Here is a 15,778-nt window from a genome sequence, read left to right on the forward strand (position 1 = left end):
GCGAGTTCTTGCGGCCGAGCTTGCCACAAGAATCGACATCGACAGGAGCAAGAAAGATTTTCGGAACGAAAATCATCATTACTAGGCGGAATAGCGGGCACGACCTAGAGCCACAAACCACGTCTTCAAGCTCGGCCTTTATCTAAGCAAAACCCGCTAAGATAAACGACACTACTGAGCCCATTTGCTTCCAGACTAAGTTTAATCTTTGCAAGCAACACACTGATATAATAATTTTAATATCGGTGTTGCTGCGCATTATTAAACCACTACTTTTGAACCAAGTCGTTTAATACTAGTTATTGAAGTGATTTTGATATTTTCAACCTTTAGTTACACCTATTTAAAAAATCATTTCTGATTATTGACGTCGTTTCTTCAAACGCCGAATTTAAAATTGAAGTGCAACACCTGTAAACTATACAAATAGGCCATGGAGACCTAAACTTGAAGCGTCAAAACCCAAGAAAGGAAGTCTCCATGACCCAAACCAAGAATAGCACTACTTTACATTACCAACAACTAAAACCTGAAGAACGAGGCATTATTCAAGCATCGCTTACCCAAAAGCTCTCACTACGTCAAATTGCTAAACGGTTGCACCGCAGTCCCAGTACCATCAGCCGTGAAGTTAAACGCGGAACTGTTCAACAACGAAACACGGATTACTTATTCTTTAAAGCTTATTATGCGAATGCTGGTCAGGCAATCTATGAAAAGCATCGAGCTAACTGCCATGCAGTAAGTTTATTAAAAACCTGCCGAAGCTTCTTTATGCAACTAACGGATGCTTTAAAGCATCACCCAAGGGTTGATAGTATCGATACCTTTGTCCATCGATTTAAGAGCGCTCATCCGCAGGACGCGTGCTCCTCAGTGTCAACTGTTTATCGGTACATTGATCAAGGACTTCTGAAGTTACGTAATAGTGATCTTCCTAAGAAATTGAGAAGACGTGTTAAAGGAACTCATTTTCATAAGCGTCACAATAAGAAAATCCTAGGAACCTCCATTGAAAAGCGACCAGACATTGTTCAACAACGAACTAAATTTGGCCACTGGGGGGTGATCTAGTCAAAGGCAAGCGTGTACCTTCAGAACCAGCTCTCATGACTTTAACGGAACGCGTTACCCGGTTTGAACTGATCATTAAAATTCCTAACTATCATGCCCAAACTTGTTTGGATGAGTTACAAGCGGTAATTAATGAACGTGGTACCTCGCAGTTCAAGTCCATCACCTTTGATAATGGCAGTGAATTTTCTTTACTAGATCAGGTCAAGGGTACTCAAATCTATTTCGCACATCCTTATTCGCCTTGGGAACGTGGTTCTAATGAAAATGCCAATGGTCAAATTCGGGAATACATTCCCAAGGGTGAGTCGCTTAAGAATTATACAGAAAATCAAATTCAACAAATTCAAGATGCCTTAAATAACAGGATTCGTAAGTCGATTCACTATCTCAGTGCTGAAGCTTATTATCAGCAACTAACTGCTGCCTAAGTTTGGATTCCTATACCAATTCCCTGTTTATCTAGTTAGTGTTGCACTTGATTTGACAATTGGGGTAATCTTTTAGGCTAATAATTTTTGAATTATATTCCTGATTTTTTTAATTTTTCTAAACAAAAAGAGCCCATTAAGGCTCCTTCAAAATTCGTTGTAAAATTCCTTCTATTAAATCATTCATCAATTGTTCAAAATCACCAACTGGTAATTCATCCTGATGATTATCAATCACCATCACGGCTTCAAATAACTGCCGCACGCGATCAATCGTCATATCAGTTTTCATCACATCACGTTTTTGCCACCGCTCAATCAATTGCGACAACGTACTATACAAATAATCTTCTTGTGTGGCCGGGTCGTCCGCAACCAACTGTTTAAGTTTAGGATTCACATACCGTGCCTGCAAAATCAAACTATTTGTTGCCTTTTGCATCAATTCTTTCATTATTTTAGGCAACAATACATGGGGATCTTCAGTCAGATCGTTGTCCGCCAACACGGCCTGTTTAATTCGTTCGTTTTCCGTTTGATAAACTTCGAGAAAAATTTCTTCTTTTGAATTGTAAAAACGGTAAAAAGTTCCGACTGCGACTCCAGCTCGTTGCGTAATTTTAACAATGTTAGTTTTTTTGAAACCCAATTCTTGAAAAATCTCCTGAGCGGCGTCAAAAAGTCTTTGTTGTTTTTCCTGCACTGGTCATCCCTCATTTCATTTCTTACCAACTCATTTTAATACTTATTCACTAGCCGCCAGCGCATCCAACATCTCAATCCCTTTCAACTTGTAATGCGTCAACACGCCAATAATTAAACTAAACAGTCCCGTAATCAGCGCAGACCAAATGTAACCCGGATAATGGATCACCATCGGAAACAAGATACTGCCCGTTTGTGCTTTGACCATGATGAATTGATGTAAGAAAACGCCAATGCCCCAGCCTGCAACAATGCCAACGACAGTAAAGATCACATTTTCCCGCGCAACATAGGCTGTGACTTCGCGGTCGTAAAAGCCAAGCACTTTAATGGTTGCCAATTCACGAATCCGTTCCGAAATATTAATGTTGGTTAAGTTATACAAAACCACTAGTGCCAGTGCCCCAGACATGACGATCATGATCAAGACAACTGATCCTAGCCCACCAGTGCTTAATTCACCTGCTGCATACTGCGGAAAACTAACATTTAAAACGCCGGTTTGTTTTAATAACTTGCGACTCAGTTTTTCACGTTGCGCCTTCTTGACTTGCGTCGTTTTGACCAACCGTGAAGTGGCATGATAAGTTTTGTTGGTTAATTTATGATAATAAGTTGGCGTGGTGTAAAGCCAATGACCAGCATAATTTTTAATCACACCAGTAACTTTAGCCCGCACTTTTTTACCACTAATTTGGAGAATAATCGTGCTGCCAGCCTTGGCATTCATGTCGGTTGCCAATTTTTCTGACAAAATGACGCCCTTATTAGTTAACTTTATTTTTTTACTGCCATTAACTGATTTTAAACTCACATATTTTTCAAAATTTGTAGTGGCTTTTGGCACCACCATTGAGACCGTGTCGTTGGCAGTTCCGTCGGTTGGCCGTGCCGTCACTGATTTAATCAAAGCTGATTTTTGTGCCGAAATTTGACCCGCATGAATCTGGCGAGTTGCCTTGTCCATCGTCACAATGGCTTGAAAATGTTGCACATTCTCGTATTGAGCAGGAATTAAATCATCAACCGAATTTTGGATGCCAAAACCGGTCAAAATCAAACCCGTACATCCCGCAATGCCGACAATCGTCATCAGCATTCGGCCCTTATAACGGAACAAATTCCGGTAGCTCACTTTTTGATTAAAACTTAGTCGTTTCCAAAGGGGCTTAATCCGCTCCATTAAAATCCGTTTTCCGGCTTTAGGAGCCCGTTCGCGCATTAAATTCGTAGGAACTTCACGTAAATTGATCGTCAGAACAATCAATGCGCTGCCCAAAGTGGCCACCAGTCCAGCGACCATTGTTTGTGCTAAATACGCCCATGGAATGACACCAACGAAATCGCTCAAGTTGTTATTTGATAACAAACTGAATACGAATTGTGGCAAAGTCAACATCCCTAACGCGCCACCTAAACCAGCTCCGAGAATACCGGCCAATAACGTGTAAACAATGTATTTCATGGCAATTTCGTGTTTTGTATAGCCTAAAGCTCGCATCAAACCAACTTCACGACGATTTGTTTCGACCATCCGCGAAACTGTTGTAAACGTGATTAAGATTGCAATAAATAGGAAGAAACCCGGAAAGATGATCGCAATGGCCGCGATACTATGAGATTCATCAAAGTAATCTTGATACCCCGGATTGGTGCTGCGATCATTATACAAATATGTGGGTTTGGCAATTGCCTTAACCTTGGCCTCAGCTTTTTTGACCTTAGCCTTTGCTGCAATCAGCTCTTTTTTGGCCGCTTTTGTCTTTGCCGTTTGATAAGCTGCTGGCACCTTTGCTAACTGTTTTTCTTCTTTGGTAATTTTGGCGGATTGCTTATCTAATTTATTTTGCGCAGTCGTTTGTAATTGCTTTTGTCGAGCACTCGGACGATTTCGCATTGTGTGCTTCAATTTCGTTTTTTGGCGGTCGATATAGCTATTGTATTGGTCAGTTCCCGCTGCGTAATGCTTCGGATTTCTAAACTGCACCGCAATGAGCGCATATTCTTTTTGTTTAAAGACCGCTTTGGGGACATAGGCAAAATAATTTACCGTCCCACTGCCTAAATTAGTTGTGCCTCGATCCGTACTACTGACATATTGCGGCGAATTCACAAAGCCAACGACTTTAAACGTGCGCCGTTTTAAACTGGCACTTTTAGGCAATCGATACGTGTCGCCAATTTTATAGCCGTTTTGCTTAGCTTTTTTATCAAGCACAATTTGGTTGTTTTTAGTTGGCAATTTGCCACTTACTAACTTCAATCGATCGAGTTTACTGCCGTTTTGATAGCCGTAAACGCTAACGATTTGGTTACGCCTTTTCTGTAATGTCGTCATATGAACCGGCATCGCTTGTTTAACTTGTTTGTTTTGCTTAATTGAAGTTAAATCGCTGTTCGTCAGCCCCATCGTTGAGGTAACTTTCACATCACTTAATTTTTGCTTTTCAAAATAATGGCTTGCCGTTTGATTCAGATCAGGACCCACACTTCGAATTCCGACGTACAGTAGAGAACCCAGTAAAATAATCAGCACAATCGACACAAAGCGACCCACTGAGTCACTGATTTCCCGCATGGTTGACTTAAAATAAGTTCGATTCATCGTGTGCACCTACCATTCAATCTGTTCAACAGGGGTTGGCTGTTTATTGATATCAATCCCTTGGACTTGGGCATCCTTTAAATGAATCACTTTGTCTGCCATCGGGGCAATCATCGAATTATGCGTCACAATTAAAACAGTTCGGTTGGTTTTTCGAGCCGTATCTTGCAGTAACTGTAAAATTTGTTTTCCGGTATGATAATCCAAAGCTCCGGTGGGCTCATCACATAAAAGCAACTTGGGATTTTTGGCCAAAGCTCGCGCAATCGCGACCCGTTGTTGTTCGCCACCAGAAAGTTGTGCAGGAAAATTATCCATTCGCTTTTCAAGACCAACATGTTTGAGGGTTTCTTCCACATCCAAGGCATCATCTGCCACCTGGCTGGCCAATTCTACGTTTTCACGGGCGGTCAAATTAGGAATTAAATTGTAAAACTGAAACACAAACCCTACCATTGTGCGGCGATAAGAAGTTAATTGACGTTCATTATAGGTCGCAATATCTTGGCCATCAATTAAAATACTACCCTCAGTTGGATGATCCATGCCACCCAACATGTTGAGGACAGTTGATTTTCCAGCTCCCGATTCGCCCAAAATAATAACCAGTTCACCTTCATCAATTTCAAAGTTCACTTTATTATTGGCAACGATGGTATTGCTTTCAATTGTGTAACGCTTTGTTTCGTCTTTTAATGTGATAAATGCCATTTTTTCGTCCTCTCAAATCTCGATTACTGTTACTTGAATTATAGCATTTAAAAAGTTGCTACTTCACGTTTAATATTAACGGGAGGTGATCTGAATACTGTAAAAAACTTGAATCTCCAAATGTAATATTAAACGTTGATTTTTCGGGAAGGTACGCATAATCAATATAGTATGGTTTCTCTGGTTTCCGATATAAATAAAAAGTTGCTTGTTTTTCTTGCCCAAAAAGATCACCGGTTTGCATATGATAGGCGCTTCCTAAGCCTACCTTTGAAACAAGTTTATTAAAGTCAGAATGGGTTCGATAGCCATGTTTTCTGTCCCACATAACATTGCTGTTAAAATCGCCAATAATATATCTATTTTTTAGTTTTTGAATATTGAAACTGGAATACAAATACAAATCTTCAATATAATTATCCTTCGTCCAAACTCCTAAAAAATGATGTTTTAAAAAATTAAATGGTAAATAATAACGCATGCGATTATCATTCCAATGCACAGGATTGATAGTAGCCACTGGCGAAAATACAAGTAATCCCTTTTTATCACCTTTAAAGCACTTGTAAGCACTGCTTTTAACATAGTTTAAATACTCAGGTCTGATAATTTTCTCCGGATTTTCACACTCTTCAATTATGTATAAATCTGCATTAAGCTTCTGAATATATTGAAACTTATTTCGAAACGCACCATTACAATTCCAACTAACAATTTTCAAATATCTCACTAGCTTTCTACTTGCTTGTCTTCATTATACTTTTTGTACACGAGACTATGCTATTTAAAACTTAAAAAAGCACCAGATAACCTTTTCAGTAATCCAATGCTTCTAGCAAAAATTTAATTAACCGAATTAAAGTGTTGTTCCGCCTTCAATGGAAATTCAGTTGGCTCTTTAGCATTCAACAATTCAGGTGTCATCACCACACGCGTAATCGTTTGGTCGTCATATGGTTGCATGTAATAAGCACCCTCGTCTAAACTCATGTAGCCGCGATACTGAGAATAGTCACAACCACCTTCATTATCAGCTTTCACGCCCTTAGGAATCTCCACACTGTTCAAAATGTGCGATAAGGCATTAATTGAACCAGGCACTGTCTTTGCCTTATCAGTATTTTGACGAATAAATGCAGCTCGCACGAATCGGGAAACTGAGGTGTAGTCTCCTGGTAAACCAAGTGCTCCACTACCTAAACCATAAGCCTCCGATTCAAACTCGCCATACTTCTTTGAGCTATGAGAAGTTGGCTTTAATTGCACATAATTATTTAAATTCTTTAGATGCCATTGGAAATCAGGACTATTGGTCATGACTTTAACTGGATCATCCATTACTTTCATCCCGTTTTCGTCTTGTTCCAAAACGACACAAGCACCCGTTTTATTAGCCACAATCCAGTGAAGTGGCACGATAATCTTAAACAAATCATTCGCAATTGCGACAATATTCAGATCAGCAATTTTAGCTTTTAAATCGGCAACATTCGTGACATTACCTAAAATCCAGTTGATGACCTCATGAGGCGCAACATTCGTTTTACCTGAAACTGCTTGGTCAGCAAATTTAGCTAAGCCGTCAAAGTAAAGCGTTGCGGCACCTACACCGGCTTCGTTAACCCCGTCGACTAAAATATAACCATTCAAATCTCGACCAGCACCAGTAAAACCTAATTTTGTGTCAAAACCTTTTTCATCAGCATCACTTTTAAAATGAAAATTACGCGGAATCACAACAGGACGGCCACCCAATTCGAACGAAAAATCCATCGTTCGCGCCAAAAACCAATTACCCTTTGCATTTTGGTACATTACACTTGTACACATATGTGTGTCACATCCTATCGTTTGATTTGTTTCTAACTTTTAGTACATAGAATTAGTATATTCTGATTGAAAAGCCAATTCAAACGAAATTTAGGCGAAATATCTGTAATTGTGCGGTTAAATTGGCACATTTGTGGTACAATTCACATTAAGGTGCCAAATCTTATCAGACAATTGTCTGATGCGTATGAAAATACGCCGCACATTTATTGTGCTTGTAGCAACCATCCCGACTACTATGATGGTTGCTTTTTTGTGCACTAAGTAGCTCAAACGCTAGGCTAAATCCTGAATTAATCTAGGTTTAAAGTTGTTACCCTATACTGATTCATGAATTCCCTTGTTGCCTATTGATAATTTGTTATAATTAAACACACTTAAATTAAAAATTCATAAAAATAATAATTACTTAGTTAAGAGATGAATTACTTTGACCCAACACGACTGGCTATTATCGCCTCTTTTTACCGGCATTTTTGTAACCTTAGGGATTATCCTGTTCTTTCAATTGTTGGCGCGCACTTTAATGTCCCGCTCAACCAAAAAGGGAGCTCCTATTAATTATTTGGTGGGTAGTCTTGCCGTTTTAAGCACGGTTTACTTTTCCGCACTTGCCATTTATTTTGAAATTGCGGCTGTTCAACAGGATAGTGACATTGCTTTCATTGATTTCCGTTTACTTTTGTTATCCTACGTCATTATTTTCTTAGGTCGACGCACAAGTTTCATCGTCATTTTGTGCAGTTTTATTACCCGCTTCTTATTCTGGGGTAGTACAACAGGCACATTTATTTTTATTGCATTTTCAGTGTTTATGTATTTAATTTTTGCACTTAATTTGCACTTAATCCGCCGCCACCACAGTAGTCAGTTAGTGTTAGTCAACTGCTTGAACATTATTGTAGGTGTTTTTTGGTTACTTCTTCATTACATTCGTTTAGATTACTTAGGTGACATTCCGCTATCGCAAGTTGTCTATTATTGGATTGCGTTTGGTGTTATGAACTTCTCCCTATATTACGGATTAACTCAATTAAACACTGAAAATGATTATTTAAACACATTAACGCACCAAGCTACTATTGATCCGTTGACCCAATTGAAAAATTATGCTGTCTTCAAAACTGATTTCACTAAAAAATTTGGTGAGTTTCATAGCTCCAAGAAACCACTCGCGATGATCGCTTTAGACATTGATTATTTCAAACGGGTTAATGATCAATACGGTCATTTAGCGGGTAATAAGATTTTAATTGGTGTAGGTAAACTATTAATTGGAGCGGTTCACGATCTTCCTGATGCGCACTGTTATCGTGTTGGTGGCGAAGAATTTAATGTCTTACTACCCAACATAAGTCTTGAACAAGCTAGCCAATTTAGCCATGACTTGCAAGCTAAAATCCGACAGGCCACATTTCAAATCTCGGAAAATCAAAATATAAAAATTACAGTTTCGATGGGTGTATCCACTCTTCATGCCAGCGATAAAACTCAAAATTTATTTTACGAACGAACTGATCAAATGTTATACCACTCTAAAGGTGAGGGCCGCGATCGCGTAACTGTCGATACTGAACTCACAAAATCATCTACAACTGGCTTCGGTAACCCTGTTAGTTCAACTCAAAACTAAACTCTGTGAAACAATCTTTGTTTAGTCCCTTGTATTTTTATACAGCCGTGCTACACTTAGTATTGTTATATTAACGAATTAAATAAAAACTGCTCATTCAATATTACGATATTGAACACGACCCATACTTGTGAAAGATCAAGTACGGGTTTTTTTAATTTCTTATGTTTGGAGATGACTTGCATGCTAAGATTTTGGGGACAACCGAAGTTTTCACGCGAACCTTTAGAACCCATTGGATATGAATTATTTTTACGTGAATACAATACTGGTAATTGGGAAATTCCAACCGATTTCAGTAAATTTACAGCTACACAAATTACAGATCTTCTAACGCGAACAACACCTGAGTTCCCACAAAAAATGAAACACATTTCGATTAATTTGGACATTGATCAATTTGTAGATCCTGTTTTTTTACAAGCTTTTTTTGCTATAAAACAACAGCTTTCTGGCATTCAGTTATCCATTGAATTAACAGAAAGAACGGGGCAACTAAACATTTCGCCTTCCCAATTAGTCACAGCTGCAAAACGTTTTAACGACGCTGGCTTTTATATCATTTTAGACGATGTCAGTTCTGGTGATAATCAATTAGCACGGGTTAAACTCCTTAATGATTTTGTTCACGAATATAAATTTGCCATTCAAAATTTCCGTCCGTTTGAATCTTTAGAAGATATTGTGCCCAATTTAACGTTCTGGCGAGATTTAGCACAAAAGAATCAGAAGTTGTTCACAATTGAAGGCGTTGAATCTAAACAAGACTTGCTAATCCTTTCGCGCTATCAGGCAGATATGTTTCAAGGATATGCGCTTGGAAGACCAATATATCTGCCCACTCAGGATGATCCTGATAGCGTAATCTCTGAATCTACTACTTGTTATTAAAAATCACTTAACGTACCTCGTAATTATCCAGTTTTTGGATAATTTTTTTTACCAAAAACCTATGATAAATAGCATTCCTTTTTCTCATTTTCGATATCAAAAACACCTTTAGTTTAAAAAATAGTTTTCTTTTGTATGCTCGTTAAAAGCTAAAACAAAAAAATCGTTTTCATTTATCATTGTTGTCTCACTATTATTTGCTATGATTAAAGGGCTTAACTAACGGTATCTGTTAGCAAATGGTCACCTGAAATTTTATTAGATATACAAATGGTTATTATTTAATTAATGAATACTAGTTAGAATTCTTAGTTAAGAGATGATTAATATTGACTGAACACCTCTGGTTCTTATCGCCATTATTTACTGGCATTTTTGTTACCCTCGGCGTAATTGTATTCTTTCAAATTCTAGTTCGATCGATAATTTCCCGTTCAGGAAACATTTCTGAAACCATCAACTATTTAACAGGTCGGCTAGCAATTTTTAGTGTGTGCTATTTTTCTATCCTTGGAATCTATTTTGAATTTGTGGTCGCTCGAGAAGGTCATGACTTAGCTTTCGTTAATTTTCGTCTACTATTACTTTTCTATGTAACTATTTATCTTGGCAAACGAAGTAGTGCCGTGATTGTTTTGATGAGTTTTCTTGCACGAATTATTCTGTGGGGATTCACTGCTGGGACAATCTACTTCTTTACAATGACGGCAATAATTTATCTGCTTACTTTGCTATTAGTTTCGATTGTGCGTAAATGGCAACTACCACAAATTTTTCTCATTGGCTCTTTAGACGTTATTTTAGGTGTCCTGTGGCTTGTGTTCAATTACTTACAGCTTCCTTATTTCGGTGCTGTAACCTGGAAAATCACGCTTTTCAATATCTTCAGTTTTGTCGTAATGAACGCGGTTCTTGAATTTGGAATTAGTCATTTAAACCACGAAAATGACTATTTAACTTTGCTTAGTCGCCAGGCCACTACGGATCCACTGACCAAATTAAATAAGTATCTCTCTTTTAAAAACGATTTAGAAACTCAGGTCTCGGCATTTCAACACACCAAGCATGCCTTAACCATGTTAGCTCTGGATATTGATTATTTTAAACGAGTTAATGACGACCACGGCCACCTAACTGGAAACGAAATCTTACAAGCTGTCGGCAAGATTCTTGTTGACGAGAGTGAAAAGATGCCGAATGCCAAAGTCTATCGGGTTGGCGGAGAGGAATTTAATATTATTATGCCTAACACAGACTTACCAGAGGCGGCAAAATTTAGTTACCACTTACAAAATCGTATTCGTGAAACAACCTTTCCTACCAATCATTTGAAATTACAAATTACGGTTTCAATGGGTGTCGCTAAGTTGGGGCCCAATGATGTGACCTCAAATTTATTTTACGAACGGACAGACCGCATGCTTTATCACTCTAAAGGCCAAGGTCGCGATCAAGTTACCATTGAAAATGAAAAATAAAGTTGTGACATAATTAACTTATGTGACAACTTTTTTCATTTTTTACGTATTTATTTAACGAATAGTTATTCAAGTTTTCGGCTAAACAAACAGCGCCATAAAGGGCTTATGGATGACTGATTTTTAGTTTAAGATGCAGTTCAAAATTTATCGGTCTTGCCCACTTGAAACGCTATTGTAGTTTGGCTTTATTGTGCTAAAATAATCGTCAATTAGACTGCTTAACAAACGATAAAGAGTATGTTTGGTTTCGTGTTATGTCTTAAACCGTATTGGAGAAGTTACTATGATTCGTTTCTGGGGACAATCTAAGTTTTCAGTTGATCCACTAAAACCAGTTGGGTGTGAACTATTTTTGCGTGAAAAAATTGGCGATAGTTGGGTTTTACCAGACGACTTTGCCCAATTTCCACCACAACAAATTGCGGACCTCCTTTTGCAAACCATCCCTGTTCTTTCCAAAGATTTAAAAAACGTATCCATTAATTTAGATCCAGAACAGTTTATTGATCCAGAATTCTGTGCCGTTTTAAGTGAAGTTAAGAATCAGCTTTTACCAGTTACTTTAGAAGTCGAACTCACCGAGCATGATTCCAAATTTCCCGTTAACTCAAGTGAAATTCAAACTGCAGCCAAGCATTTTTTTGAAGCCGGCATTGATTTGATCATGGATGATGTGGGTTCCGGTAGTAATCAAATTGATCGAACTTTATTGTTAAATCCATATATAAGCGAATATAAATTTGCCATCCAGAATTTCAGAAAAACACAGTCATTAACGTCCATCATCCATAGCTTGTCTTTTTGGTGTGAATTAGCGGCCAAAAATAACAAACTTTTTACAGTAGAGGGCGTTGAATCCAAAACAGATTTACAACTTTTAATTAACTATCGCGTTAACCTGTTACAAGGTTTTGGTTTGGCTCGTCCTGTGTTTTTGCCGATACAAGCGGAGCGTTCCAGACGTGCTGTTTTACCATTTACACAGAAATAATTTTTCGTTCTAATCCTGTATTAAAATCAACATGAGCCATACCAAGTCGAAAAACCTAGTATGGCTCATGTTTTGTTTTTAGCTAAGGTTGAAAGTATCAAAATGACTTCAATAACTAGTATTAAACGACTTGGTTCAAAAGCAGTAGTTTAATTGCTGTCCTGCGGCTCACTTGGTCTGGAAGACAGCAATTTAATCTGATTTTATTGCCATGAACGTTTTCGTATCAAGCAACAAGATAAGTTTTTGGAGTTTCAACCTTTAGTTTTTAGTAATAAGCTGTGTAAAACAGATAAGCCGCCAAACCAAATGCAGAAAACGAAATCGCAATCCGCAAGGGTTTTACCGGAACATGACGAATGACAACTGGACCTAGGTAACCACCAATAAACATCCCGATTCCCAATGGTACAACCATCCACCAGTACACTTTTGTAGTAAACGCGTAAATAATCAACGACAAAATGTTTGTCATAAACGCCGCAAAGTTTTTAATCGCATTAATCTCACCAAAACTGTCATTGAGCGTCACAATCAAAATTGAAAGCATAATCATTCCAGCCGATGCACCAAAATAACCAATGTAAACACCGACCAGCAAAATTGCGGTATTTTTTAAAATTGTCGTTGCCAGATGATTTGTATGATCCACTTTCTTAGGTACGGTGTGGCGAAATTGAGACCAAAGCATTAACAGACCAGCCCCAAATACCAAAAAAGGAACGACCCGTTCAAAAGTTGTTGCGGGCGCAATTACCAGCAAGAAACTGCCCACAACCCCACCAATTAAGGCATAAATTGTGACCTTCAACACCGTTTTTCGAACGTGATGTAATTCTCTTAAAGATGACAAACTAGAGCCAGCACCTGTGAAAATTAGCGCTGCTGTGTTCGTCACGTTTGCACTAACTGGGGGTAATCCCAACATTAATAGCACAGGATAGGAAACCAACGACGCCAATCCAGCAATGGATGACAACAGGCCGGCCGCTAATCCAGCTGCCAACAAAATTACAGACATAAGCCAAAGTGACAAAATAACCAACTTCTTTCTAAGTCATTCGCTATACCGTGACATGGGCACGCTTTTCCAAATGTTGCGCCCAAACATTGATTGCCAAAGACACCAACATTAGCACAAGCGATAATAACATAATGTTGTGTAGCCCATTATGCAAAATGGCTCGCATCTGTGGCAAAAGTTTGGTTGGCAAAGAATTAATATTTGTGGCATCACTTAATTTATTCATCATTTTCATTGTCACGGCGCCGTGCGAGCTTGAAACACCGTGGCGAAGCGCACTATTCATGACAAGGCCAAAGATAGATGCCGTAAACGTTTGGCTTAACATCCGAATTAGAAAACTAAATGACGTGGCAACCGGAACATCCCCTAAATCGGCATCTTGTTGGACCTTTACTTGAAGTTCATTGAAGCAGGCACCATTACCAAATCCTTCAAATGCTCCCGCTACTAACAGGACCCAATAGGGAGTTTTAACGCCGCCAATTACTAGGAATAGGAAAGAGGCGATCAGCATCACAATGCCAATTACCACCACTCTTTGCGGTGTGAAGTACCGCCGCAAGGTTGCCACAGAACCTGATCCCATAAAATTCGTAAATGAACTTGGAATTTGGGTAGCACCTCCAATTAACGCCGAAGTCCCCAGTAATCCTTGCGCCCACATTGGACTGTAAATTAAGAAGCCCACAAACGCGCCCCAGATTAGGGTAAACAGGATAAAATCAATCACTAATTCGCGATTTTTGAATAGGCGACTTGGAATAATCGGATCGGCCACGCCTCTTTCGAAATAAATCATTGCCCCAATGCACATAACGGCAACAATCAATGCCACTGTCACAAACAACGTGCTGGCAGTGCCAATCATTTCAATGCCAGCCAGTAAACTGGTTAAACCAATGGTCATTAAAATGGAACCCATGTAATCAACTGGTTTATTCTTATGTGCTTCTTTTTCTGCTTTGTAATAGATTTGAACTAAAATTGCTGAAATCAAGCCGATAGGCACGTTTAAATAAAAGACCCAGTGCCACGAGAAGGCATCCACGATAAATCCACCAACCAGCGGACCAATGATGGTGGCAGTACTGTAACTGGCAGAGACGAACCCCAAAACTTTCATCCGTTTGCGGGGATCAGCATACATCCGAGCGTAAATAATGTATGGTAAGGAAACAACGCCACCGTTACCAATTCCAGCAATTGTTCGCGAGATAATCAAAAAGACAATGTTTGGCGAGAGTCCCTGAAGTAAAGAACCCACCACAAAAAATAAGGCCGCAAGTTGATAACTTTGTTTATTGCCAATGTGTTCACCAAGTTTGCTCCATAGAGGGGTACTAACCGCTGTTCCAAGTAAGAAGACAGCGACGATCCAACCCATCATTTCAATACCGTGAAGATCAGAAATGATCGCGGGCAAGGCAGTATTCACAATGGTGCTATCTAGCCCACTCATTGCATTCGATAAAAGTAGTGCACAGGTAACAATAAAAATGTTTCGTTTTGACAAGTCCTTCGCTTCTTCCTCCAAAAGTTAACTAGCTTTTATGTTACAACTTATTCACATCTTGGTGTAAATTATATTTACTTTTCTATAGTAAAACGACGAAAATTGCCACATAAAAAGACCAAAGTTCTAGACTTTGATCCATTCAAACTATTCTAATCACATATAATTCAAAATTTGTTGATGTACTTTCAAAACAATGGCAAAAGACGCGTCATCTAATAAACCACCAGCATATTCAACATGCCTTCCGATCACACTAAATGTATGAAACTTCAGTGGATTTACAAATCCTTCTATCCCAAAATCTGATTTTATAGGTACAAACATTTCTTTCAATCGATTGTCCGTGGCATGGGTAATTGGCGAAACAGCAACTAGACCCGTGACAGCTGTGTAACCACTGGTGCTTAAAACCACTGCCGGATGCCTCCCCAGAAGCTCATTTTTCTTAGAAGGTTGAAAGTTAATCCAGATGATATCCTGTTGTTCCGGAACATAATTAAAATTCATCTTTCCTTAGCTCCGTTTCAACCAATGTTTCATCCAATTTTCCTTGATGCGTTTTCACGAAATTTTCGTCTGTAAAAGGATTTTTGGTTTTGGGGGTATAAACAATGGCGCCGTTACGACCATAAAATACGTCGAATTCAGTTTCACGAGGCTTAATACTGCTTGGGACAGTCAATACATTAGAAGTTCCCACTTTTCTTAATTTTACGCTCCGCATATTTTCCGCCAACCTTTCTTTATATATATTAAATGTATATCGTATCTGCTGGTCAATGATTTAGCCTTAGTCTGTTAATTATAAATACACAAATCTTTTATTTTTTGTTATTTACAGACCGTACGATAGTATATTCTTGAGTGTTTAAATAATTATGTG

The 15,778-nt window shown here is 38.6% G+C and carries 13 protein-coding genes and 1 pseudogene; 5 read left to right on the forward strand and 9 right to left on the reverse strand.

Going from position 1 to position 15,778, the window contains the following annotated elements; translation table 11 throughout:
- Positions 1–480: 480 nt before the first annotated feature.
- Positions 481–1,505 (forward strand): annotated as a pseudogene (locus DD627_RS02900) (IS30 family transposase).
- A gap of 136 nt (positions 1,506–1,641) precedes the next feature.
- Here DD627_RS02900 and DD627_RS02905 read toward each other — a convergent pair.
- The 5 genes from DD627_RS02905 to DD627_RS02925 all read right to left on the reverse strand — a co-directional run bounded on the left by DD627_RS02905 (position 1,642) and on the right by DD627_RS02925 (position 7,356).
- Positions 1,642–2,208, reverse strand: a complete 567-nt coding sequence (locus DD627_RS02905) for a TetR/AcrR family transcriptional regulator (protein ID WP_057784461.1) — start codon at positions 2,206–2,208, stop codon at positions 1,642–1,644.
- Positions 2,209–2,250: 42 nt separating this feature from the next.
- Positions 2,251–4,815 carry an ABC transporter permease gene (locus DD627_RS02910; RefSeq protein WP_260274773.1) on the reverse strand — a complete coding sequence of 855 codons (2,565 nt, stop codon included), beginning with the start codon at positions 4,813–4,815 and terminating at the stop codon, positions 2,251–2,253.
- A gap of 9 nt (positions 4,816–4,824) precedes the next feature.
- A complete protein-coding gene (locus DD627_RS02915; protein ID WP_260274774.1) occupies positions 4,825–5,526 on the reverse strand; it encodes an ABC transporter ATP-binding protein in 702 nt (233 codons plus the stop codon).
- Between the two features lie 58 nt (positions 5,527–5,584).
- The gene (locus tag DD627_RS02920; protein WP_198145852.1) at positions 5,585–6,256 is read right to left on the reverse strand and encodes an endonuclease/exonuclease/phosphatase family protein; all 672 of its coding nucleotides are present in this window, start codon (positions 6,254–6,256) and stop codon (positions 5,585–5,587) included.
- A 113-nt stretch (positions 6,257–6,369) separates the two neighbouring features.
- Positions 6,370–7,356, reverse strand: a complete 987-nt coding sequence (locus tag DD627_RS02925; RefSeq protein ID WP_260274775.1) for a choloylglycine hydrolase family protein — start codon at positions 7,354–7,356, stop codon at positions 6,370–6,372.
- Between the two features lie 430 nt (positions 7,357–7,786).
- On the opposite strand from DD627_RS02925, the gene DD627_RS02930 reads away from it, so the two are divergent.
- The 4 genes from DD627_RS02930 to DD627_RS02945 all read left to right on the forward strand — a co-directional run bounded on the left by DD627_RS02930 (position 7,787) and on the right by DD627_RS02945 (position 12,352).
- Entirely contained in the window at positions 7,787–8,989 is a 1,203-nt protein-coding gene (locus DD627_RS02930) for a GGDEF domain-containing protein (RefSeq protein ID WP_260274776.1), read from the forward strand.
- Positions 8,990–9,172: 183 nt separating this feature from the next.
- Positions 9,173–9,880, forward strand: a complete 708-nt coding sequence (locus DD627_RS02935; protein ID WP_260274777.1) for an EAL domain-containing protein — start codon at positions 9,173–9,175, stop codon at positions 9,878–9,880.
- A 329-nt stretch (positions 9,881–10,209) separates the two neighbouring features.
- Positions 10,210–11,358 (forward strand): GGDEF domain-containing protein, encoded by a 1,149-nt coding sequence (locus DD627_RS02940; RefSeq protein ID WP_260274778.1) that lies wholly within the window; start codon positions 10,210–10,212, stop codon positions 11,356–11,358.
- A 286-nt stretch (positions 11,359–11,644) separates the two neighbouring features.
- On the forward strand, positions 11,645–12,352 hold the full coding sequence (locus DD627_RS02945; protein WP_260274779.1) for an EAL domain-containing protein: 708 nt from the start codon (positions 11,645–11,647) through the stop codon (positions 12,350–12,352).
- A 268-nt stretch (positions 12,353–12,620) separates the two neighbouring features.
- Here the strand turns inward: DD627_RS02945 and DD627_RS02950 are convergent, their stop codons facing one another.
- The 4 genes from DD627_RS02950 to DD627_RS02965 all read right to left on the reverse strand — a co-directional run bounded on the left by DD627_RS02950 (position 12,621) and on the right by DD627_RS02965 (position 15,619).
- On the reverse strand, positions 12,621–13,388 hold the full coding sequence (locus tag DD627_RS02950; protein ID WP_057784450.1) for a sulfite exporter TauE/SafE family protein: 768 nt from the start codon (positions 13,386–13,388) through the stop codon (positions 12,621–12,623).
- A 28-nt stretch (positions 13,389–13,416) separates the two neighbouring features.
- The gene (locus DD627_RS02955) at positions 13,417–14,892 is read right to left on the reverse strand and encodes an MFS transporter (protein ID WP_260274780.1); all 1,476 of its coding nucleotides are present in this window, start codon (positions 14,890–14,892) and stop codon (positions 13,417–13,419) included.
- Positions 14,893–15,048: 156 nt separating this feature from the next.
- Entirely contained in the window at positions 15,049–15,402 is a 354-nt protein-coding gene (locus DD627_RS02960; protein WP_057784449.1) for a type II toxin-antitoxin system PemK/MazF family toxin, read from the reverse strand.
- Positions 15,392–15,619 carry a hypothetical protein gene (locus DD627_RS02965; RefSeq protein ID WP_057784448.1) on the reverse strand — a complete coding sequence of 76 codons (228 nt, stop codon included), beginning with the start codon at positions 15,617–15,619 and terminating at the stop codon, positions 15,392–15,394. The genes DD627_RS02960 and DD627_RS02965 overlap by 11 nt, the downstream gene beginning before the upstream one ends.
- Positions 15,620–15,778: the final 159 nt, after the last annotated feature.

The sequence above is a fragment of the Pediococcus sp. genome, from assembly GCF_003533255.1.
GTDB lineage: Bacteria > Bacillota > Bacilli > Lactobacillales > Lactobacillaceae > Pediococcus > Pediococcus parvulus.

What these genes read in the sequence shown, in the direction of transcription:
- DD627_RS02965 (WP_057784448.1), bottom strand. Translation starts at nt 15,619, where the DNA reads ATGCGGAGCGTAAAATTAAGAAAAGTGGGAACTTCTAATGTATTGACT.
- DD627_RS02945 (WP_260274779.1), top strand. Translation starts at nt 11,645, where the DNA reads ATGATTCGTTTCTGGGGACAATCTAAGTTTTCAGTTGATCCACTAAAA.
- DD627_RS02960 (WP_057784449.1), bottom strand. Translation starts at nt 15,402, where the DNA reads ATGAATTTTAATTATGTTCCGGAACAACAGGATATCATCTGGATTAAC.
- DD627_RS02935 (WP_260274777.1), top strand. Translation starts at nt 9,173, where the DNA reads ATGCTAAGATTTTGGGGACAACCGAAGTTTTCACGCGAACCTTTAGAA.
- DD627_RS02915 (WP_260274774.1), bottom strand. Translation starts at nt 5,526, where the DNA reads ATGGCATTTATCACATTAAAAGACGAAACAAAGCGTTACACAATTGAA.
- DD627_RS02925 (WP_260274775.1), bottom strand. Translation starts at nt 7,356, where the DNA reads ATGTGTACAAGTGTAATGTACCAAAATGCAAAGGGTAATTGGTTTTTG.
- DD627_RS02910 (WP_260274773.1), bottom strand. Translation starts at nt 4,815, where the DNA reads ATGAATCGAACTTATTTTAAGTCAACCATGCGGGAAATCAGTGACTCA.